This is a genomic window from Rhizobium sp. WW_1 (assembly GCF_003610155.1).
Classification (GTDB): domain Bacteria; phylum Pseudomonadota; class Alphaproteobacteria; order Rhizobiales; family Rhizobiaceae; genus Rhizobium; species Rhizobium tropici_A.
In genome coordinates this window covers 192,050-212,586 of record NZ_RAIN01000006.1, presented here as the reverse complement: position 1 = coordinate 212,586, position 20,537 = coordinate 192,050, and the positions used below count along the sequence as shown (strand labels likewise).

Here is a 20,537-nt window from a genome sequence, read left to right as displayed (position 1 = left end):
GCCCCATTGTCCGCGCAAGCCGTCATTTGAGCGCCGCATGACGATCTCGGCAGGAATCATGTCGATTCCGCCATTTATGGGGTTCCGTTTGCAAACACATTTGCCTATAAGCCGCTTCTAGCCTGAAAATATTGCCATGCGCCCCGACCGGTGATCTCCCACCCTGGCCGGCTTTTTGCGCAACAAAAAAACGGATGTGAGCCCATGCCGAAGCGCCAAGATATCAAATCGATCCTCATTATCGGTGCAGGACCGATCGTTATCGGCCAGGCTTGCGAATTCGACTATTCGGGCACGCAGGCCTGCAAGGCGCTCCGGGAGGAAGGCTACCGCGTCATCCTCGTCAACTCCAACCCGGCAACGATCATGACCGACCCGGGTCTTGCGGATGCGACCTATGTCGAGCCGATCACCCCTGAGGTCGTCGCCAAGATCATCGCCAAGGAGCGCCCGGATGCGCTGCTGCCGACCATGGGCGGCCAGACGGCGCTCAACACCGCGCTGTCGCTGAAGCGCATGGGCGTGCTCGATCGTTATAATGTCGAGATGATCGGCGCCAAGCCGGCCGCCATCGACATGGCAGAAGATCGCGCCCTCTTCCGCGAAGCCATGGCCCGCATCGGCCTGGAAACGCCGCGCTCCATGCTGGCGAACGCCACCGATATCAAGGATGCCGATCGCAAGACCCACGAGGCCGAGCGCAGCAAGCTCAAGGCGCAGCTTACCGGCGCTGAGCTCGATAAGGCGCTCGATGCCCTGGAAAACCAGTGGAACCTCGGCGAGAGCGACCGCAAGCAGCGCTATATGAGCCACGCAATGGCCGTTGCCGCGCAGGCGCTCGATCATGTCGGCCTGCCCGCGATCATCCGTCCCTCGTTCACGCTCGGCGGCACCGGCGGCGGCATCGCTTATAACCGTTCGGAATTCTTCGAGATCATCGGCGGCGGCCTCGATGCCTCCCCGACCACGGAAGTTCTGATCGAGGAATCGGTTCTCGGCTGGAAGGAATTCGAGATGGAAGTCGTCCGCGACACGGCGGACAACTGCATCATCATCTGCTCGATCGAGAACATCGATCCGATGGGCGTCCACACCGGCGATTCGATCACCGTTGCCCCAGCGCTGACGCTGACGGACAAAGAATACCAGATCATGCGTAACGCCTCGATCGCGGTCCTGCGCGAGATCGGCGTCGAAACCGGCGGCTCGAACGTGCAGTTTGCGGTCAATCCGAAGGACGGCCGTCTCGTCGTCATCGAGATGAACCCGCGCGTGTCGCGCTCCTCCGCTCTGGCATCGAAGGCCACCGGCTTCCCGATTGCCAAGATCGCGGCCAAGCTCGCTGTCGGCTACACGCTGGACGAACTGGAAAACGACATCACCGGCGGCGCAACCCCGGCCTCTTTCGAACCGTCCATCGACTATGTCGTCACCAAGATCCCGCGTTTCGCCTTCGAAAAATTCCCCGGCGCCTCCCCGGTTCTGACCACCGCGATGAAGTCGGTCGGCGAAGTCATGGCGATCGGCCGCACCTTTGCCGAATCGCTGCAGAAGGCCCTGCGCGGCCTTGAAACCGGCCTGACCGGCCTGGACGAGATCGAAATTCCCGGCACCGAGGAAGGCGAAGGCAGCCAGAACGCCATCCGCGCCGCCATCGGCACGCCGACACCAGATCGTCTGCGCATGGTCGCCCAGGCGCTGCGCCTTGGCCTGACGCCAGAAGAAGTGCACGAAGGCTGCAAGATCGACCCGTGGTTCCTGGAGCAGCTCAAGAATATCGTCGACATGGAAGCCCGTATCCGCGAACACGGCCTGCCGCAGGATGCCGCCAACCTGCGTATGCTGAAGGCCATGGGCTTCTCCGACGCGCGTCTCGCCACGCTGACCGGCAAGCGCCCGAAGGAAGTCGCCGAACTCCGCAACGGGCTCAATGTCCGCCCGGTCTTCAAGCGCATCGACACCTGCGCAGCCGAATTCGCCTCGCCGACCGCTTACATGTACTCGACCTACGAGACGCCCTTTGTCGGCGCCGCCCGTTCAGAAGCTGAGGTCTCCGATCGCAAGAAGGTCGTCATCCTCGGCGGCGGTCCGAACCGCATCGGCCAGGGCATCGAATTCGACTATTGCTGCTGCCACGCCGCCTTCGCGCTGAAGGATGCCGGCTATGAAGCGATCATGATCAACTGCAACCCGGAAACCGTTTCAACCGACTACGACACGTCGGATCGTCTCTATTTCGAGCCGCTAACAGCAGAAGACGTCATCGAAATCCTGCGCGCGGAGCAGGAAAAGGGCGAAGTTGTCGGCGTCATCGTTCAGTTCGGCGGCCAGACGCCGCTGAAGCTTGCCGAAGCGCTTGAGAAGAACGGCATCCCGATCCTCGGCACAGCACCGGACGCGATCGACCTTGCCGAAGACCGCGACCGCTTCCAGAAGCTCCTGATGAAGCTCGACCTCAACCAGCCGAACAACGGCATCGCCTATTCGGTCGAGCAGGCTCGCCTCGTCGCCTCCGAAATCGGCTTCCCGCTGGTGGTTCGCCCATCCTACGTTCTCGGCGGCCGCGCCATGCAGATCCTGCATTCGGAAGGCCAGCTCCAGACCTATCTGCTCGACACCGTTCCCGAGCTGGTGCCCGAAGACATCAAGCAGCGCTATCCGAACGACAAGACCGGCCAGATCAACACGCTGCTCGGCAAAAACCCGCTACTGTTCGACAGCTACCTCGCCAATGCCATCGAAGTCGACGTCGATTGCCTGTCCGACGGCACGGACGTCTACGTCGCCGGCATCATGGAGCATATCGAAGAGGCCGGTATTCACTCCGGCGATAGCGCCTGCTCGCTTCCCCCTCGCACCCTCTCCCCCGAGATGATCGATGAGCTGGAGCGCCAGGCGAAGGCCATGGCCAAGGCTCTGAACGTCGGCGGTCTGATGAACGTCCAGTTCGCCATCAAGGACGGCACCGTCTACGTGCTCGAAGTCAATCCGCGCGCCTCGCGCACGGTGCCCTTCGTCGCCAAGACCATCGGCGCGCCGATTGCCAAGATCGCTGCCCGCGTCATGGCCGGCGAAAAGCTGGATGCTACCTTTGCCGCCTATGGCGAAAAGCCCGATCCGCGCAAGCTGAAGCATATTGCGGTTAAGGAGGCCGTGTTCCCCTTCGCTCGTTTCCCGGGCGTCGACACCCTGCTTGGACCGGAAATGCGCTCGACCGGCGAAGTCATCGGCCTCGACACCGACTTCGCGCTTGCCTTCGCCAAGTCGCAGCTCGGCGCCGGCGTCGAACTGCCGCGTGACGGAACGGTCTTCGTGTCGGTTCGCGACGACGACAAGCCGCGCGTGCTGCCGGCCATCCGCATGTTGACGGAACTGGGCTTCAAGGTGCTCGCAACCGGCGGAACCCAGCGTTATCTGGCCGAAAACGGCATCGAAGCCACGAAGATCAACAAGGTGCTCGAAGGTCGCCCTCACATCGAGGATGCCATCCGCAACCGCCAGGTCCAGCTCGTCATCAACACGACCGACAGCAACAAGGCGATCTCGGATTCGAAGTCGCTGCGTCGCGCAACGCTCATGCAGAAAGTGCCCTACTACACCACCATGGCCGGTGCCGAAGCAGCCGCCATGGCGATCAAGGCATTGAAGGCCGGAAACCTCGAAGTACAGCCGCTCCAGAGCTATTTCTGAGGCGTGCAAATCCGCTGCAAAGGGCGTGAGCTGGATAGCCGGCTCACGTTCATGTCAACCCCGTAAGGCGATCGAACGGGCAAGGAGCTTTAACAGGAGCTTTTCCTTAAACCTTCGAATTTTCTGGCGTTCGTCTGTCTCAATCTGCTATACGTGACAGAATAACGACTCTGGATGGTTCCGAAGTACCGCTTCGGGACCTGTTTTCTTTTGTGTCTGCAGCAGAGCAACACAGGGAGTGAAGGACGAAAAAAATGGTTGATAAGGTACCGATGACACAGAACGGGTTCGTCAAGCTGCAGGAAGAACTGCGCTGGCGTCAGCAGGAAGAGCGCCCGCGGATCATCGAGGCAATTGCGGAAGCACGCGCCCATGGCGACCTCTCCGAAAATGCCGAGTACCATGCAGCCAAGGAAGCCCAGAGCCACAACGAAGGCCGCATCACCGAGCTCGAAGACCTGACGGCGCGCGCCGAAGTCATCGATCTCACCAAGATGTCCGGCTCGAAGATCAAGTTCGGCGCCAAGGTCAAGCTCGTCGACGAAGACACGGAAGAAGAGAAGATCTACCAGATCGTCGGCGATCAGGAAGCCGACGTGAAGGCAGGCCGCATCTCCATCTCCTCCCCGATCGCCCGCGCCCTGATCGGCAAGGAAGTCGGCGATTCCATCGAGGTCAATGCTCCCGGCGGCGCCAAAGGCTACGAAATTCTCTCCATCACCTGGGGCTGATTGCCCGTGCGCGATCGCGAGTCAGCGCATGCGAGCGATCTCCGTGAGATCGAAGTCATAGCAACAAACTTCAAACGCCGGCTTTCCGGCGTTACATCGACGATCGTGCAACTCATCCCCAAGCAGGTCGAGCTCGGCTATCATATTGCCACGCTCGGCCCCGGCTTGCCGGAAGGCCTGCCAAGGCTCGGCTGGCTGCGGCTTCCGGGCCTCTGGATGAAGCCGCGCCGCTATCGCGTGCGCATCTGGCATGCCCGCCGCAACAATGAGATGCTTGTCGGCCTGCTGTTGCGTTCCGTTCTACGCATGCGCCTGAAGCTGGTCTTCACCTCCGCGGCGCAGCGCCGCCATACCGGCTATACACGCTGGCTCATCCGCCGCATGGATTCGGTGATCGCCACCAGCACCCGCTCCGGCAGCTTTCTCGAAGTGCCGCACACCGTCATCCAGCACGGCGTCGATCTCAACAGCTTCCATCCGCCGGAAAAGCCCGACGACCGCATGGCCGCAACCGGCCTGCCCGGCACCTATCTGATCGGCTGCTTCGGCCGCGTCCGCCATCAGAAAGGGACGGATCTGTTCGTCAAGGCGATGATCGAACTGCTGCCACACTACCCCGACTGGACCGCCGTCGTCTGCGGCCGCGTAACGGCCGAGCATCGCGGTTTCGGCGATGAACTGGAAAAGATGGTGTCAGCGGCCGGCCTTTCCGATCGCATCCACTTCATGGGTGAAGTCGATGACATCAAGCCCTGGTATCGCCGTGCGACCCTCTATGTCGCCCCGTCTCGCAATGAAGGTTTCGGGCTGACGCCGCTCGAAGCCATGGCCTCCCGCACGGCCGTCGTCGCATCCGATGCCGGCGCTTACGCCGAAATGATCGTCCCGGGCGAAACCGGCGCCGTCGTGCCGGCCGGCGATGGCGAAGCCCTGACCAGAGCGATCGCCTTTTATCTCGCCAATCCGGAAGAAGCGCGACTTCAGGGCGAGAATGCCGTGCGCCACGTGCGCAGCGAATTCGCACTTGAAAAGGAAGCAACCGCCATCGGCGACGTCTACAAGAGGCTGCTCGTCGCCAACAGATGAGCGGCGAGATCAGCGACCGAGATCGATGCCGTTGCGCTCGATGAAATCGACCATCGAGCGGTCGTCCACCATATCTTCCTCGATGCTTTTGACGACGGCCAGCACCTTCTCCCGATATTTCGTCGCGCTGCTATCATAGGCCCATCCCCGAGCCAGTTTTTCCATCAGCTCCTGCCGGGATTTCGTATAATAATGATTGAGTTGCAGGAAACGGCTTGAATAGAACTCGGGAGACTTCCGGGCACGCCGTGTAAACCGTTTGCCGGCATCATTGGCCGTCAGATCCGCGTGGGCACGCGTCTTGAATTGATGCACGCTGACCTCGATAACTTCGCACGGGTCGACGATACATTTGAAATTGCTGACATTTTCCTTTGATGTCATCGGATCGGCACCACGCATCGTATAGTTCAGCGTCAACGGTCCGTCGGGCGGCGTCTCATGGCCGCTGGTGGCAAACATGTGCCACGGCAGCGAGACATTCGGAAAATCGCCGACGGCCTCCAACGCCTGCGCCACGGTCGTCGCCTCCTCCTTCGGAAGAAGGAATTCGTCGACGTCGATGAACGCCATCCAGCGGTAGTCGCCACCGAAATTCAGAATGGCATGCGCGAAAGTGATGACCTGACCGTTCAACAGCGCCGATGTCGACGCATCGCGCATGCGCCCGGCCCAGGGAATGATCGTCAATGTGTCTTCGTTCAGCAGGCTCCGAAGAAAGGTGCGGGTCTCGTCCGTCGAGCCATTGTCATAGACATAGAAGTGACGAATGCCGACAGCCTTATGAAAACGGACCCACTCCTCGATATAACGGGCCTCGTTCTTGACGCAGGCCGCAATCGCCACGCCATGCCGCCCTGCCCGTGGCTCCGGCGGATCGATGGATAGCTTCTTGGCGTCGGACGCCTTGGATTTCAGCCAACGCATAAGCTTCATTCGAGCAACCTTACTTCAAACCCGCCGATAGCCGATCCCTGGCCATAGCGGCGCGTCTCACGCCTTCGAAGGGAGGGCAAACCTGTCATCATAGCCGAAATCATATTTCAGCAGCGCCGAAATGGGGGAATAGTTGACGAAGGAGACGCGACGCTCCGCGGCAATCTGCCGGGCAAGCACCAAATGTTCTATGATGCGTCCCTCCGCTCGCGCGATACCGGAGAAAGCAGTGGCACGGTGATCTTCGTAAAAGCGCGGCTCTCGCGCATTGGAGATATCGATCCCGAGAAAGCCGACCTTATCTTGCGCGCAATAGAGGGCAAACTGCAGCGCTGATACGGCGACAGATCCGCCCAGGAACACGCCCCGGTCCGGTGAAAGCGAGAAGCCCGCGGAGCCTGTCCCGTTCAGGCGCACATATTGCAGCTTCTTGAGATCGTCGACCGAGCGGCGATGGGCGCCATAGGGTTTGCGGATATCGTCGATCAGGATGATCGTCTTGTCCGCCAGCCAGCCTTTGTCGATCTCGCAAAGCGCACGCAATACGGCAACGGACAGCAGACACAGAGACCCAGGCGCGATCTTCTTGCGCATCGTATCGCCATGCCGCCAAACGAAGCGCTCATCCTCGACCGCAACCGCCAGCGGCTCGCCGATCCGCTCGCCGCTCAGGCGAACTGCACCGTTCAGAAGAATGGCGCTCCGGGGCTCAAGCTCGCTCAGATCGCAATTGCGAATCGAAGGGCCGGAGCCGACGATATAGATGGTTTCGCCCGAGCGTTCGCGCAGCCGGTCCATGCCGGCAAGGCTGGCGATCTTGGCGCCGCGATAATGCACCTCGCTGACGCTTTGGCTGCGGACGATGCTAAGCCCCGGGAACCAATCTTGCGCATGAGCCCGCGAGCCGCCCAGAAAAAGGCGCACGCCGGACTTGATCAGCGACCGATGCCATGGGCGATCCGCCATGCGCTCAGAGCTCCACCAGCCCGAGCTTCTTGACTTGCCGGATGGTCAGCATGGTACGCACGGTGTCCACATGTTCATTCGCCGTCAGAACTTCGATGACGAAATCCTGAAAGCGGGTGAGATTTTCCGCAACGCAGTGCAACAAGAAATCACTGTCGCCCGATACCATCCAGGCTTGTCGAACGAGTGGCCAAGCTGCGGTCGCACCGGCAAAGGCCTTGAGATTGGCCTCCGATTGATGCTTGAGGCCGACCATGCAGAATGCCACGAGATCGAAGCCCAGTTTCGGGCTGTTCAACATGGCGTGATAGCCTTCGATGACACCCGCCTCTTCCAGCTTGCGCACCCGGCGCAGGCACGGCGGCGCCGAAATGCCGACCCTGTCAGCGAGTTCGACGTTGGTCATGCGTCCGTCCCGCTGGAGTTCCCGCAGAATCTTGATATCGATGGCATCGAGCTCAGCGCGAAGCACTTTTTAGCCTTTCTTTAATTCCCCCTCGCCAGCTTCTATATAAGGCGAGAAAATACGCAAGAAAGTTTCTCTAGCGTAACTGATTCTTACACAAACCAGATTTGCTCTGTGTGTAATGCAAGGCTGCCCTTGAATAAATGCATAAGGCAATCATAAATGAAGCAGCGGATCGCGAAATCGCCGGCTTTGCGCGCTTGAAGCCGCGGTTTCCAAATCGCCGAAATTGAAAGGACTGACTATGCCTGCCCGCCATACAAAGGTGCTCATCATCGGCTCCGGCCCAGCCGGCTATACCGCCGCGGTTTACGCTGCGCGCGCCATGCTGCAGCCGGTTCTGATCGCCGGTCTCGAACAGGGCGGCCAGCTGATGATCACGACGGATGTCGAAAACTATCCCGGTTTTGCCGATCCGATCCAGGGTCCGTGGCTGATGGAGCAGATGCTTCAGCAAGCCCAGCATGTCGGCGCGGAGATCGTCAACGACCTCGTGACCGAAGTCGATACCAGCAAACGTCCTTTCGTCGCTCACACCGACAGCGGCCAGGTCTGGACCGCCGATACGCTCATCATCGCCACCGGCGCCAAGGCCAAGTGGCTTGGGATCGAGAGTGAACAGCACTTCCAGGGCTTCGGCGTTTCCGCCTGCGCCACCTGCGACGGCTTCTTCTATCGCAACAAGGACGTGATCGTAGTGGGCGGCGGCAACAGTGCCGTCGAGGAAGCACTCTATTTGTCCAACATCGCCAAGTCGGTAACCGTCGTGCATCGCCGCGATACCTTCCGCTCGGAAAAAATCCTGCAGGAACGCCTGTTTGCCAAGGCAAACGTCAGGATTCTCTGGAACACCGAGGTTGCCGAGATCACCGGTACGCCGGCCAAGCCACCGATGCCGCCATCGGTCACGGGTGCCCGCCTGCGCGATGCGCGCACCGGCGCCATCACCGAACTGCCGATCGACGGCGTCTTCGTCGCCATCGGTCATGCCCCGGCGACCGAGCTGTTCAAGGGCAAGCTAAAACTGAAGGATAATGGTTATCTCTGGACCGCACCGGATTCGACCGCGACAAACGTCGAGGGCATCTATGCAGCCGGTGACGTGACCGACGATACGTTCCGGCAGGCGATCACGGCAGCGGGGATGGGCTGCATGGCCGCGCTTGAAGCGGAACGCTACCTGACCGGGCACATGCCCGTCGCCGTGGCTGCGGAGTGATGCAGCCGATGAGGGGAAACGGCATGCCATTGGATTGGGACAAGCTGCGTATCTTTCACGCGGCTGCCGAAGCGGGTTCGTTCACGCACGCGGCCGACAAATTGCATTTGTCCCAATCCGCCATCAGCCGACAGGTCAGCGCTCTCGAGCAGGATGTCGGTATAAAACTCTTCCATCGCCATGCGCGCGGCCTCATCCTGACCGAACAGGGTGAGCTGCTCTATCGCACGGCCCACGACGTTCTGCTGAAGCTCGAAACGGTCAAGATGCAATTGACCGAAACGACCGACAAGCCGAGCGGCAAGCTGCGCGTGACGACGACGGTCGGTCTCGGCCAGGGCTGGCTGACGGACAAGATCCAGGAATTCCTCCAGCTTTATCCTGACATGTCGATCCAGCTGATCCTCGACAACGAGGAACTGGACGTGAACATGCGCCATGCGGATTGCGCCATTCGCCTGCGTCAGCCGCAGCAATCGGATCTCATCCAGCGCAAGCTCTTCACCGTGCACATGCACGTCTATGCCGCCCCCTCCTATATCAACCGCTACGGCGAGCCGCAGTCGGTGGAGGATCTGGACGAGCATCGCATCATCAGCTTCGGCGAACCGGCACCGAACTACCTTCTCGACGTTAACTGGCTGGAGATCGCCGGCAGGTCGTCGGACAACAAGCGCGCGCCGCATCTGCAGATCAACAGCCAGACCTCGATCAAGCGCGCCTGCCTGCTCGGCATCGGCATCGCCGTGCTGCCGGACTACATCGTCGGCCGCGACCCAGGTCTCATTCAGCTCGCGATCAACGCGGATGTGCCGTCCTTCGACACATATTTCTGCTATCCCGATGAAATGAAAAACGCAGCTAAGCTCAAGGTTTTTCGTGATTTTATCGTCGCCAAGGCCCGTAACTGGAATTTCTGACGAAGGTAAGTCACTGATAACGAACTCTTTTTAGCACTAGTATATCAGCCACGCATATGACGCATAGCTGATATGCACAAAACAGAGTTGAAGCCTGCACATTTAACTACCATATCGCTAATAGCTGATGCACACGGTGGCTTTTCCTCCCAGTTCCACCGCATTGGCTGTTCCCCTCTGGAGGTTTTTGACCTTCATACCTATAGGGCCCTGGTTTACTCCGGCGGCCCTTTTTTTTGCCCTTTTGAAGCTCGCTTTGCAAACGCATAACTGCCATGCACAAAAAAGCATTGCGCACTGCACAAATTAGCATCATAACGCACACAGCTGATGCACATGGTGGCTTTTCCTCCCAGTTCCACCGCATTGGCTGTTCCCCTCTGGAGGTTTTGACCTTCACACCTATAAGGGCCCTGGTTTATACCGGTGGCCCTCTTTTTTTGCCCAATTTCTAAGCACGCGCTCCAGCTGCCTTGCAGAAAATAATATCTTGCGCCGCTCTTGATATATCGAAAACCATCGATACATAAATCGAAATTATTCGATATTCATGCGGTGAACGCCATGGACAAGAACGAGATATTGAAAGCGCTGGCCAACCCGGCTCGACTGGAAATCCTCAATCATCTGAAAGATCCACACACACATTTCCCGACCCAGGAACATCCTCTGGAGCTGGGCGTCTGCGCGAGCCAGTTCGAACGCTGCGGCCTGTCGCAGTCGACGGTCTCAGCCCATCTCAGTACGCTGCATCGGGCCGGACTGGTGACCACCCGGCGCCTCGGCCAGTGGATTTTCTACAAACGCAATGAGGAAACGATCGCCGAATTCCTCGCGGCCATGCAGAAGGAGCTGTGACGATGCCTCTTGCGCTCCTCGTCCTTGCCCTCAGCTCCTTCGCCATCGGCACGACAGAATTCGTCATCATGGGACTGCTGCCGGAAGTGGCTTCCGACCTGTCCGTCACCATTCCCCAAGCCGGCTGGCTCGTCACCGGTTATGCGCTGGCGGTTGCGATCGGCGCGCCGATCATGGCGGTCTCGACAGCGCATCTGCGCAGACGCTCGGCACTCATCATGCTGATGGGTTTCTTTATTCTCGGCAATCTTCTCTGCGCTATCGCTCCCAATTACTGGGTCCTGATGATTGCCCGTATCGTGACAGCACTTTGCCATGGCGCGTTTTTCGGCATCGGCTCGGTGGTTGCGGCGAGCCTCGTGGCCGAGGATCGCAAGGCCCGCGCCGTCGCCCTGATGTTCACCGGCCTGACGCTCGCCAATGTGCTTGGCGTTCCGCTCGGCACGGCATTCGGTCAGGCCTTTGGCTGGCGCGCGCCGTTCTGGATCGTGACACTGCTCGGCGTCGCCTCGATCGCCGGTCTCGTCGCCGTGCTGCCCAAGAATGAGGAAGCTCGCGAAGGCAGCCTTGGCCGTGAAATCGCCGCACTGCGTGGCCTTGGCCTCTGGCTGGCATTGCTGACAACCGTGTTCTTCTCGGCCGCGATGTTCGCACTCTTTACCTATATCGCTCCGATGCTGCGTGATGTCACCGGCGTCTCGCCCGAGACGGTGACCTGGACACTGCTGTCGATCGGCGTCGGCCTGACGATCGGCAATCTGATCGGCGGCAAGCTCGCGGACTGGCGCCTTGGCACCACGCTTGCCGGCGTCTTCCTGGCAATTGCCGTGACCTCGGCGATCTTCAGCATCACCATCCACTCGCTCATCGGCGCCGAGATCACGCTTTTCCTGTGGGCTGCCGCAGCTTTCGCAGCTGTACCGGCATTGCAGATCAATGTCGTCAACTTCGGCAAGGACGCGCCGAACCTCGTATCCACGATCAACATCGGCGCCTTCAACACCGGCAATGCGCTTGGCGCCTGGATTGGCGGCGTTGTCATCGACGAGGGCTTTTCCCTGGCTCAGGTGCCGCTCGCCGGCTCGGCCATGGCAATCCTCGGCTTCCTGACAGTCATGCTGACCTTTGTCGCCATACGTCCCAAAGACGAAGTGCTCACCTCGCCCTGAGGCTTTCCTTCCCTCCTTCTTCTCCCCCATAGAAAGGACTATCCCAATGACCAAACTGTTCGAACCGACGAAGCTGGGCGATATTTCCATCGCCAACCGCATCGTCATGGCGCCGCTCACGCGTAACCGCTCACCGAATGCCGTGCCGAACGATCTGAACGTTAAATATTATGCCCAGCGCGCAACCGCCGGCCTGATCATCACCGAAGCGACGGCAATCACCCATCAGGGCCAGGGCTATGCCAATGTCCCCGGCCTCTACAGCAAGGAAGCGCTCGATGGCTGGAAGAGGGTGACGGATGCTGTACATGCCAACGGCGGCAAGATCGTCGTGCAGATGTGGCATGTCGGCCGCATCTCCCATACGACCCTGCAGCCGAACGGCGGCAAGCCGGTATCTTCCACCTCCAAGCGCGCTGAAACCGCGAAGACCTACCTCGTCAACAGTGACGGCAGCGGCGGCTTTGCCGACGTTTCCGAACCCCGCGCCCTCGAGGCCTCGGAAATCCCGGGCATCATCGAAGATTATCGCAAGGCTGCCCGCGCCGCGATAGATGCCGGCTTCGATGGCGTCGAAGTCCACGCCGCCAACGGCTATCTGATCGACCAGTTCCTGCGCAGCGATATCAACGACCGCACGGACCAATATGGCGGCTCGATCGAAAATCGTTCCCGCTTCCTTTTCGAGGTGCTCGATGCCGTCACGAAGGAAATCGGTGTCGGCCGCACGGCGATCCGCATTTCCCCGGTCACGCCATCCAATGACGCAAGTGACCCGGCGCCGCAGCCACTCTTTACCAAGGTGGTTGAAGGCCTGGCGAAATACGGCCTCGCCTATATCCATGTCGTCGAGGGCCAGACCGGCGGCAAGCGCGACTTCCTGCCCTTCGACTACGAAGCCCTGCACGCAGCCTATAAGGCCGCAGGCGGCAAGGCCGGCTGGATGGTCAACAATGCCTATACCCGCGAGATGGCCATCGACGCCGTCGAAAGCGGCAAGGCCGATGTCGTTGCCTTCGGCAAGCCGTTCATTTCAAACCCGGATCTCGTCCGTCGCCTGAAGGAAAACGCGCCACTCGCCCAATGGGATCAAACGACGCTCTATGGCGGCGGCGCTAAAGGTTATGCCGACTATCCGATGCTCGACGAAGCGGCCTGATTCAGGCTCTTCAGCCAGTTTTCCTTTCAACGAAGAGCCCTCGCAACCATTTTGCGAGGGCTTTCCTTGTCGTATCAAACGGGCCGAGCCGAGCGAGCTTGCGCCTATCGCAGGCCTGCCGGGGGCCGCCTCATGCTGCCGGCAGGCAACCGATCGACGCCAGACTGCTCCGCACAGCCTCGTCGATCGGCGTATGAGGCTCTTCGCCGAGCACGGCCACCAGCTTGTCGTTTCTCATCTCCAGCGGCACCTTCCAGAGATAGCTCATTTCACGCAGCTCCCGCATGAACGGAACGAAGGGTGCGGCCAACGGCACTATGATCCAGGGAAACGCCTTGACTTTCACCGCATGCCCAAGAACCCGCCGCACGGCATCGATCATTTGCCTGCCATCGCCATCCCAGTGGCCACGCATGTGATACACGGCGAAAGCAGGCAGCTCGTCGCCCTTTTCGATCAACCGGATCATCGTTTCGGCAACATCCGGCAGGTAAGCCCATTGGTGCCCGAGACCGGCCCTGCCAGGATAGGTAATGGTGCTGACCGGCTTGCCCGGCGTGACCATGGCCTGCGAGAACCAGCTATTGGCACGCGATCCACCGAAGAAATCGCCGGCACGAACGATGATAACAGGAGTATCGCCCTGTTCGGCCGCCGCCCTCAGGCGCCGCTCCATCTGCACGCGGATCGCGCCCTTGCGCGTCTTCGGCCGTTGCGCGCTGTCTTCCGTGACATTCGGGAAAACATCGGGACCGAAATTATAGACCGTGCCGGGGAGTACGATCCGTGCGCCGACGGCCTTCGCCGCCGCAATCGTGTTATCCAGCATCGGCAATACCAGCTGTCCCCAGTTGCGATAGCCCGGAGGATTGACGGCATGTACGATGACTTCAGCTCCGGCCGCAGCCTTCAATACATCCCCGACCAGCATGGCATCGCCTTCGATCCAGTCGAAGTCCGGCTGGCGGTGAGCCGCTTGCGCCACATCACGCGTTAATGCCCGGATGTGCCAGCCGCGGGCTGCAAGCCCCTGGGCAACGGCACCGCCGATGCCGCCGGTCGCTCCGAGTATCAAAGCGGTTTTCGCATTTTCTGTCTGGCTGCTCATGGTCGTCTCCATCTGGTTCGATGGGCTGACTATGCCTCGCTCTCGCAATAAACGAAATTGCCGAAAAATCTGCATATGCTATACATAAATGTATGATATCGAATTCTGAACCAAGCTGGGATTTCTATCGCACTTTCCTTGCCGTGCTGGAGCACGGCTCGCTGTCGGCGGCGGCACGCGAACTCGGCCTGACGCAGCCGACGGTCGGCCGTCATATCGATGCATTGGAACAATCGGTCGGTGCCGAACTGTTCACGCGTTCGCAACAAGGCCTTTTGCCGACGGATGCCGCCCTCATTCTGAAACCCTATGCCGAAACGCTGGCGAGCACGGCCGCCTCCCTGTTGCGGGCCGCCTCCGGCTCGAAGGACAAGGTCGGCGGCACGGTACGCATCAGCGCCGGCGAAGTCATCGGAACCGAGGTGCTGCCGCCGATCCTTGCCGCACTTCAGGCAAGATATCCCGACCTGGTCGTCGAGCTGTCCGCCTCCGACGTCGTGGAAGACCTGTTGCAGCGCGAGGCCGATATAGCAGTGCGCATGGTTGCGCCGGCACAGGAAGCCTTGCTGGCCCGGTACATCGGCATCATTCCTCTCGGGCTCTTTGCCCATCACAGCTACGTCGAGCGCTACGGCAAACCCGAAACGATCGAGGATTTGCGCCGTCGGCACAGATTGATCGGTTTCGACCGCCAGACCGCCTATATCCGGACCATGATGAAGCGTTATCCCTTCCTGGAGGGCATCCTCTTCAACTTCCGATCCGATCACAGCACCGCACTGCAGAATGCCCTGCGCGCCGGCATCGGCGTCGGCTTCTGCCACATTCCGCTGGCGCGACGCGATCCGAATCTCGTACGCATACTGCCGGAAGTGGAAATACGGCTGGATACCTGGGTCGTGATGCACGAGAACCTCAAGACATCGCCACGCTGCCGCGTGACATTCGACGCGCTCGTTGCGGGATTGCTTGAATACATCAAGGGAAGCGATACGGACGGACGATCATGATCGGCGGAACGGCAGTGGAGCTGGCGCCATACGACCCGAACTGGCCGCAGGACTTCGAACGTATCCGAGACAAGCTGCAACGGTTGCTAGCCCCCTTTGTCGTGACGATCGAGCATATCGGCAGCACGTCCATTCCCGGCATCGCTGCAAAGCCGCTGATCGATGTCGACATCATCCTGCGCAACTCCGCCGACATTTCGGCAGCGACACAAATTCTTCTGGAACAGAATTACGAGCCACGCGGAAATCGGTATGACGACGATGTCTGGGCTTTTATGATGCGCGACAGCCAGCCGCCGGAACGTGTCTATCTTTGCCCGCCGAACAACCAGACACACGAACGCAGGATGATCTTTCGGAATTATCTTCGCGCGCACCCGGCTGAAGCGGTAGCCTATGCGAAACTGAAGCTGAAACTTGCCGAAATCCATCGGCATGACGGCGATCGCTACACCGCCGAGAAGCGTCCCTTCATCGACGCGATCATCGAAAAGGCAGGCAATCCAAAGCGGCCCTAGGCGCCGGGAGCAGTATCCACCGGCGGGAAACGCATCTGGCCGTCAATGACCTCGGTTTCCGGGCGGTCGCCACCATCGGCATATTCCTCATGCCATTTGCCGCCTTCATCCTGCCAGCTGATCTCAGCCGAGTCGCCTCCGACCTGCTGTTCAGCCGCGACGATCCTGGCTGCCTCCACCGCCTCGGAATGCGTCGGAAACGCTTCCGAATAGACGTCTCGGAAACGATAAGCCCACCCACCGTCATGCGGTACGATTTCGTAAACGACCTTGACCATTCAAACCCTCCTTCTCATCTGCCAAGACCTTTTGACCGGACGTTGCCGGCGGGATCGCGTGCATCTGAGACGGATTCGAGGATGCCGCGGCATTGTGGTTGGGCAGACCTATGCGCGCAGTATTCCATTAAACGGCGTTAACTGCAAATTTCGCCCTCTTCGTCACGAGCTTGATGTGCGAAACCCTTGCTCTAGAGTGCAACCGTGAATCGGCGCAAAGGTGGGGAAAGTGTTCACAGCGAAATGGTTTAAGCAGGAAAAAGCCCTGTTCGTGGCTCTGGCAATTGCCGTTATTGCCTATGTCGGCGAGCATTCGATACTGGAAATGGGGCAGACCGCATCAATGGTCGCAGTCGCGGCATTGATCGCAACGATTGTACTGGCGTCCATGCGTGTCGCCCACCATGCAGAGACCCTCGCCGTCAAGGTCGGAGACCCCTACGGCACGATGATCCTCACCTTGTCGGCGGTTGCCGTCGAAGTGATCATCCTTGCCATCATGATGAGTGGCGAGAGTTCGCCAACGCTGGTGCGCGATACGATCTACGCCGCCGTCATGCTCGACATCAACGGCATTCTCGGTCTCGCCGCCCTTCTCGGCGGGCTGAAGCATGGCGAGCAGCCCTACAACGACGATTCCAGCCGGACCTATGGCGTGATGATCCTGACCGCCATGGGCATTTCGATGATCGTTCCCGAATTCATTCCCAATGCGAAATGGCACTATTATTCCGCCTTCACCATCGTCGCGATGATCGCGCTTTACGCATTGTTCCTGCGCATGCAGGTCGGCAGGCACAGCTATTTCTTCAGCTACAGCTATCCACGCACGGAAAAGAAACTCGCAGCCGCCGAGGCTGAGGAGCATCACGAGGAGGAATCGACGACCACCTCGATCGTGACGATCCTGATCGGCGTCGTGCTGATCGGCGCTTTGGCGGAATTCATGTCGGCCTTCATGGATACCGGCCTCAGGGGTACGGGCGCACCGCCCGCCATCGCGGCCATCGTCGTCGCCGCCATCTCGGCAGCGCCGGAAATCCTGACGGCGCTGCGCGCAGCCCTCAGAAACCGCATGCAGGCGACGGTCAACATCGCGCTTGGCGCCTCGCTCTCGACAGTCATCCTGACCGTGCCGGTCATGGAGGCGGTCGCGCTCTATACCGGCCAGCCCTTCATCATGGCCATGTCGCCGGTGCAGACCGTTATGGTGATGATCACGCTCATCGTCGCGGCCATCAACCTCAACGACGGCGAAACCAACGCCATCGAAGGCATGACCCATTTCATCCTCTTCGCCACCTTCATCATGCTGACGGCGCTCGGCCTTTGACTCCAATTTCAAGGACTTGCGCCAGCTGGCAGAATCAAATTGCGAAGCGCTTGAATCAGTTGATGAAGCCGCAACCGGCAATCCGAAAAGGAAAAAGCCCGCCATTTCTGGCGGGCTTTCCATGTAAGTTACCGTTGGCCGCTTACTTGCAGGCTGCGCAGAAGCGCTGGATGCGGCGGCAAGCTTCTTCGAGCAACTCTTCCGAGGTCGCATAGGAGATGCGGAAGTTCGGACCGAGGCCGAAAGCCGAACCGTGGACAACGGCAACGCCTTCCGATTCCAGCAGCTCTGACACGAAGTCTTCATCCGTCTCGATGACCTTGCCGGTCGGAGCCGTCTTGCCGATCAGGCCGGCGCAGGACGGGTAGACGTAAAAGGCGCCTTCCGGAACCGGGCAGGCAAGACCCTTTGCCTGGTTCAGCATCGAGACAACGAGGTCGCGGCGACCTTCGAAGATCTTCTTGTTCTGCGGAATGAAATCCTGCGTGCCATTCAGGGCCTCGACGGCAGCCCACTGAGCGATCGAGGTCGCGCCAGAGGTCTGCTGACCCTGGATCATGTCCATGGCCTTGATGAGCTGCAGCGGGCCGGCGGCATAGCCGATACGCCAGCCGGTCATCGCGTAAGCCTTCGACACGCCGTTCATCGTCAGCGTGCGGTCATAGAGGCTCGGCTCGACTTCGACCGGCGTGGCGAACTTGAACTCGCCATAGGTCAGGTGCTCGTACATGTCGTCGGTCAGGACCCAGACATGCGGATGCTTGACCAGCACGTCCGTCAGCGCCTTCAGTTCGGCATGCGAGTAGGCGGCGCCCGACGGGTTGGACGGCGAGTTGAACATGAACCACTTCGTCTTCGGCGTGATCGCCTTCTCGAGATCTGCCGGCTGCAGCTTGAAGTTATTGGCCTGCGTCGTCGCGACGAAAACCGGCGTGCCGCCGCACAGCGCCACCATTTCCGGGTAGGAAACCCAGTAAGGCGTCGGGATGATGACTTCATCGCCCGGGTTCAGCGTCGCCATGAAGGCGTTGAACAGGATCTGCTTGCCGCCGGTGCCGACGATCGTCTGCTCCCACGTATAGTCGAGATTGTTCTCGCGCTTGAACTTGGCGGCGATCGCCTTGCGCAGTTCCGGAATGCCGGAAACCGGCGTGTACTTCGTCTCGCCGCGATTGATCGCGTCGATGGCGGCCGTCTTGATATTATCAGGCGTATCGAAATCGGGCTCACCGGCGCCGAGGCCGATCACGTCGCGTCCTTTTGCTTTCAACTCGCGCGCTTTCTGGGAAACGGCGATGGTGGCAGAAGGCTTTACACGGGAAAGAGCGTCGGCAAGAAAGGCCATGGTGATCGGTCCTATTCGGTTGAAATTGGCAGAAAGCCTGTGGACCAGTTCTCTGCGCTAAGCTCTATGTCGAATATGGGCCGACGTTTCAAGCACAAAGGCGTCACAGTGGCTTTATTTCATGGCTTTCCGGGCCATGCATGGAGGCGCTCCTGATCCGGCTAGAAGCCGGCTTGCGAGCCTGAATGCTTCATTTTGCCCGGCCGGATCGATCGTCGTCAGGCACCAGCACTCCATCAGAACTTGAATCATCACGCGAAGCGCCTGAATCAAGATCTGAAGTGCTTTGAAATTTCGAAGGCAGATCAGGGGCTTCTCCCGTTGCCGCCCCTTGCGCCAGGAGCTCGACGCCCCTTGCTCGGCAAAGCCCACCTTCGGCAGACGGGATCGAAATATCCGAAAAGCCTCCTTGCACCGGAGACGAGAACACAAAGACGTTATCGGCTCCGCGATGAGCCTTGAACGGCAATCGAACGGCCCCACCTTGCGAAAACGGGGCAATGGGAGGTCGCATGGATGCGCACTGTAGGAATGGGATGTTCGATCGCCTTCGTGGCTTGCGCGCTGCTGACGGCAACGTCGGCACTCGCCGAACCTGCGGTGACCATCAAGACGCAAAAGGTGGACGTCAAGGTCGAGACGATAGCAACCGGGCTCGAACATCCGTGGGCGGTCGACGTGCTGCCGGACAGCGCCTACCTCGTGACCGAGCGCCCGGGCCGCATGCGAATTGTCCGTGATGGCAGGATCTCAGCTCCGATTTCCGGCGTGCCTGCAGTCTATTCGCACGGCCAGGGCGGCCTGCTCGATGTTGAGCTCGACCCGAAATTCTCCAGCAGTCGAACGCTCTATTTCACGGCCTCGGTGGCGGGTAGCGACGGAAGCGGCACGGTCGTTTTTCGCGCCCGACTATCGCCGGACGAAAAGCAGCTGACCGACGTGAAGCGCATTTTCCTGATGAACAAGCTGTCGCGCGGCAACATCCAGTATGGTTCGCGCATCGCGATTGCCCGTGACGGCAGCCTCTTCGTCGGCCTAGGCGATCGCGGCCAGCAGGACCGCGCCCAGGATTTTCACGATGATGCCGGAGCCATCATCCATATCGACGCCGATGGCGGCATCCCCGCCGACAATCCCTTCAAGGACGGCAAGCATGCCTTGCCCGAAATCTGGTCGAAAGGCCATCGCAATCCGCAGGGCATCACCTTCGACAGCGCGACGAACAGGCTCTATACGGTCGAGCACGGCGCCAAGGGCGGCGACGAGATCAACACGCCCGAAGCCGGCAAGAATTATGGCTGGCCGGTCATTTCCTACGGCGTCAATTACAACGGCACGAAGATCGGTATCGGCACAGCGAAAGCGGGTATGGAGCAGCCCCGCTTCTATTGGGACCCTTCGATCGCGCCCGGCGCCATCGTCGTCTATCGCGGCAAGATGTTTCCCGAATGGAACGGCCAATTCCTGGTGACTGCACTGAAGTTCGAGCTGCTGTCGCGGCTGAACCAGGACGACAAGGGCAAGATCACCGAGCAGGAACGCATGTTCGACGGCAAATTCGGCCGGTTGCGAGACATCGCGGTCGCGCCCGACGGCGCACTGCTGATCACGACGGACGAAAACAACGGCGCGCTCTTGAGGGTTTCGAGAGCCGCAGACTAGCCCCTTGCCCTCCGTGTCGGGCAGCTTTCGCCCTTGCCGCAAGCAAAAGCAGCTGCTAACGGTCGCCTCACCCTTTCCTCCCC

Annotated in this window: 18 protein-coding genes; 12 read left to right on the top strand and 6 right to left on the bottom strand. The window is 60.0% G+C overall.

Annotated features, from left to right (window positions below; all coding sequences use genetic code 11):
* The first annotated feature begins 204 nt into the window (after positions 1-204).
* The 3 genes from carB (at position 205) to BJ928_RS19080 (ending at position 5,507) form a co-directional block, all read left to right on the top strand.
* On the top strand, positions 205-3,690 hold the full coding sequence (gene carB / locus BJ928_RS19090; RefSeq protein WP_047632060.1) for a carbamoyl-phosphate synthase large subunit: 3,486 nt from the start codon (positions 205-207) through the stop codon (positions 3,688-3,690).
* Between the two features lie 254 nt (positions 3,691-3,944).
* A complete protein-coding gene (gene greA / locus BJ928_RS19085) occupies positions 3,945-4,421 on the top strand; it encodes a transcription elongation factor GreA (RefSeq protein WP_047632061.1) in 477 nt (158 codons plus the stop codon).
* Between the two features lie 6 nt (positions 4,422-4,427).
* Positions 4,428-5,507 carry a glycosyltransferase family 4 protein gene (locus BJ928_RS19080; RefSeq protein WP_047632356.1) on the top strand — a complete coding sequence of 360 codons (1,080 nt, stop codon included), beginning with the start codon at positions 4,428-4,430 and terminating at the stop codon, positions 5,505-5,507.
* Between the two features lie 9 nt (positions 5,508-5,516).
* Here the strand turns inward: BJ928_RS19080 and BJ928_RS19075 are convergent, their stop codons facing one another.
* The 3 genes from BJ928_RS19075 to BJ928_RS19065 all read right to left on the bottom strand — a co-directional run bounded on the left by BJ928_RS19075 (position 5,517) and on the right by BJ928_RS19065 (position 7,881).
* Complete coding sequence (locus BJ928_RS19075; protein ID WP_047632359.1) at positions 5,517-6,434, bottom strand: glycosyltransferase family 92 protein; 918 nt, start codon at positions 6,432-6,434, stop codon at positions 5,517-5,519.
* Between the two features lie 66 nt (positions 6,435-6,500).
* Positions 6,501-7,409 carry a glycosyl transferase gene (locus tag BJ928_RS19070; protein WP_047632062.1) on the bottom strand — a complete coding sequence of 303 codons (909 nt, stop codon included), beginning with the start codon at positions 7,407-7,409 and terminating at the stop codon, positions 6,501-6,503.
* A 4-nt stretch (positions 7,410-7,413) separates the two neighbouring features.
* Positions 7,414-7,881, bottom strand: a complete 468-nt coding sequence (locus tag BJ928_RS19065) for an Lrp/AsnC family transcriptional regulator (protein ID WP_047632063.1) — start codon at positions 7,879-7,881, stop codon at positions 7,414-7,416.
* 238 nt (positions 7,882-8,119) lie between these two features.
* On the opposite strand from BJ928_RS19065, the gene trxB reads away from it, so the two are divergent.
* From trxB to BJ928_RS19040, 5 genes are all read left to right on the top strand, one after another.
* Positions 8,120-9,094, top strand: a complete 975-nt coding sequence (gene trxB, locus BJ928_RS19060) for a thioredoxin-disulfide reductase (protein WP_047632064.1) — start codon at positions 8,120-8,122, stop codon at positions 9,092-9,094.
* Positions 9,095-9,117: 23 nt separating this feature from the next.
* Entirely contained in the window at positions 9,118-10,014 is an 897-nt protein-coding gene (locus tag BJ928_RS19055; RefSeq protein WP_015340580.1) for a LysR family transcriptional regulator VtlR, read from the top strand.
* 564 nt (positions 10,015-10,578) lie between these two features.
* The gene (locus tag BJ928_RS19050; protein ID WP_047632065.1) at positions 10,579-10,872 is read left to right on the top strand and encodes a metalloregulator ArsR/SmtB family transcription factor; all 294 of its coding nucleotides are present in this window, start codon (positions 10,579-10,581) and stop codon (positions 10,870-10,872) included.
* A 2-nt stretch (positions 10,873-10,874) separates the two neighbouring features.
* Entirely contained in the window at positions 10,875-12,041 is a 1,167-nt protein-coding gene (locus tag BJ928_RS19045) for an MFS transporter (protein WP_047632066.1), read from the top strand.
* A 46-nt stretch (positions 12,042-12,087) separates the two neighbouring features.
* Positions 12,088-13,200, top strand: coding sequence for an alkene reductase (locus tag BJ928_RS19040; RefSeq protein WP_047632067.1), 1,113 nt, complete (start codon positions 12,088-12,090; stop codon positions 13,198-13,200).
* 130 nt (positions 13,201-13,330) lie between these two features.
* Here the strand turns inward: BJ928_RS19040 and BJ928_RS19035 are convergent, their stop codons facing one another.
* The gene (locus tag BJ928_RS19035; protein WP_047632069.1) at positions 13,331-14,308 is read right to left on the bottom strand and encodes an NAD-dependent epimerase/dehydratase family protein; all 978 of its coding nucleotides are present in this window, start codon (positions 14,306-14,308) and stop codon (positions 13,331-13,333) included.
* 92 nt (positions 14,309-14,400) lie between these two features.
* Here BJ928_RS19035 and BJ928_RS19030 point away from each other — a divergent pair, with 92 nt between their 5' ends.
* Positions 14,401-15,318, top strand: coding sequence for a LysR family transcriptional regulator (locus BJ928_RS19030; RefSeq protein WP_183079428.1), 918 nt, complete (start codon positions 14,401-14,403; stop codon positions 15,316-15,318).
* A complete protein-coding gene (locus tag BJ928_RS19025) occupies positions 15,315-15,836 on the top strand; it encodes a GrpB family protein (protein WP_047632071.1) in 522 nt (173 codons plus the stop codon). Before BJ928_RS19030 ends, BJ928_RS19025 begins: the two co-directional genes overlap by 4 nt.
* Here the strand turns inward: BJ928_RS19025 and BJ928_RS19020 are convergent.
* Entirely contained in the window at positions 15,833-16,114 is a 282-nt protein-coding gene (locus tag BJ928_RS19020; protein WP_047632072.1) for a DUF2188 domain-containing protein, read from the bottom strand. The genes BJ928_RS19025 and BJ928_RS19020 overlap by 4 nt on opposite strands.
* Positions 16,115-16,343: 229 nt before the next feature.
* Between BJ928_RS19020 and BJ928_RS19015 the strand changes: the two genes are divergently transcribed.
* Positions 16,344-17,447, top strand: coding sequence for a calcium:proton antiporter (locus BJ928_RS19015; protein WP_047632073.1), 1,104 nt, complete (start codon positions 16,344-16,346; stop codon positions 17,445-17,447).
* Positions 17,448-17,589: 142 nt separating this feature from the next.
* On the opposite strand, the gene BJ928_RS19010 is transcribed toward BJ928_RS19015, so the two are convergent.
* Positions 17,590-18,792: a pyridoxal phosphate-dependent aminotransferase gene (locus BJ928_RS19010; protein ID WP_047632074.1), complete on the bottom strand. Its 1,203-nt coding sequence runs from the start codon at positions 18,790-18,792 to the stop codon at positions 17,590-17,592.
* 516 nt (positions 18,793-19,308) lie between these two features.
* Here BJ928_RS19010 and BJ928_RS19000 point away from each other — a divergent pair.
* The gene (locus tag BJ928_RS19000; RefSeq protein WP_245432422.1) at positions 19,309-20,454 is read left to right on the top strand and encodes a PQQ-dependent sugar dehydrogenase; all 1,146 of its coding nucleotides are present in this window, start codon (positions 19,309-19,311) and stop codon (positions 20,452-20,454) included.
* Positions 20,455-20,537: the final 83 nt, after the last annotated feature.

What these genes read in the sequence shown, in the direction of transcription:
- carB (WP_047632060.1), top strand. Translation starts at nt 205, where the DNA reads ATGCCGAAGCGCCAAGATATCAAATCGATCCTCATTATCGGTGCAGGA.
- greA (WP_047632061.1), top strand. Translation starts at nt 3,945, where the DNA reads ATGGTTGATAAGGTACCGATGACACAGAACGGGTTCGTCAAGCTGCAG.
- BJ928_RS19075 (WP_047632359.1), bottom strand. Translation starts at nt 6,434, where the DNA reads ATGCGTTGGCTGAAATCCAAGGCGTCCGACGCCAAGAAGCTATCCATC.
- BJ928_RS19070 (WP_047632062.1), bottom strand. Translation starts at nt 7,409, where the DNA reads ATGGCGGATCGCCCATGGCATCGGTCGCTGATCAAGTCCGGCGTGCGC.
- trxB (WP_047632064.1), top strand. Translation starts at nt 8,120, where the DNA reads ATGCCTGCCCGCCATACAAAGGTGCTCATCATCGGCTCCGGCCCAGCC.
- BJ928_RS19055 (WP_015340580.1), top strand. Translation starts at nt 9,118, where the DNA reads ATGCCATTGGATTGGGACAAGCTGCGTATCTTTCACGCGGCTGCCGAA.
- BJ928_RS19050 (WP_047632065.1), top strand. Translation starts at nt 10,579, where the DNA reads ATGGACAAGAACGAGATATTGAAAGCGCTGGCCAACCCGGCTCGACTG.
- BJ928_RS19045 (WP_047632066.1), top strand. Translation starts at nt 10,875, where the DNA reads ATGCCTCTTGCGCTCCTCGTCCTTGCCCTCAGCTCCTTCGCCATCGGC.
- BJ928_RS19040 (WP_047632067.1), top strand. Translation starts at nt 12,088, where the DNA reads ATGACCAAACTGTTCGAACCGACGAAGCTGGGCGATATTTCCATCGCC.
- BJ928_RS19035 (WP_047632069.1), bottom strand. Translation starts at nt 14,308, where the DNA reads ATGAGCAGCCAGACAGAAAATGCGAAAACCGCTTTGATACTCGGAGCG.
- BJ928_RS19030 (WP_183079428.1), top strand. Translation starts at nt 14,401, where the DNA reads ATGATATCGAATTCTGAACCAAGCTGGGATTTCTATCGCACTTTCCTT.
- BJ928_RS19025 (WP_047632071.1), top strand. Translation starts at nt 15,315, where the DNA reads ATGATCGGCGGAACGGCAGTGGAGCTGGCGCCATACGACCCGAACTGG.
- BJ928_RS19020 (WP_047632072.1), bottom strand. Translation starts at nt 16,114, where the DNA reads ATGGTCAAGGTCGTTTACGAAATCGTACCGCATGACGGTGGGTGGGCT.
- BJ928_RS19010 (WP_047632074.1), bottom strand. Translation starts at nt 18,792, where the DNA reads ATGGCCTTTCTTGCCGACGCTCTTTCCCGTGTAAAGCCTTCTGCCACC.
- BJ928_RS19000 (WP_245432422.1), top strand. Translation starts at nt 19,309, where the DNA reads ATGCGCACTGTAGGAATGGGATGTTCGATCGCCTTCGTGGCTTGCGCG.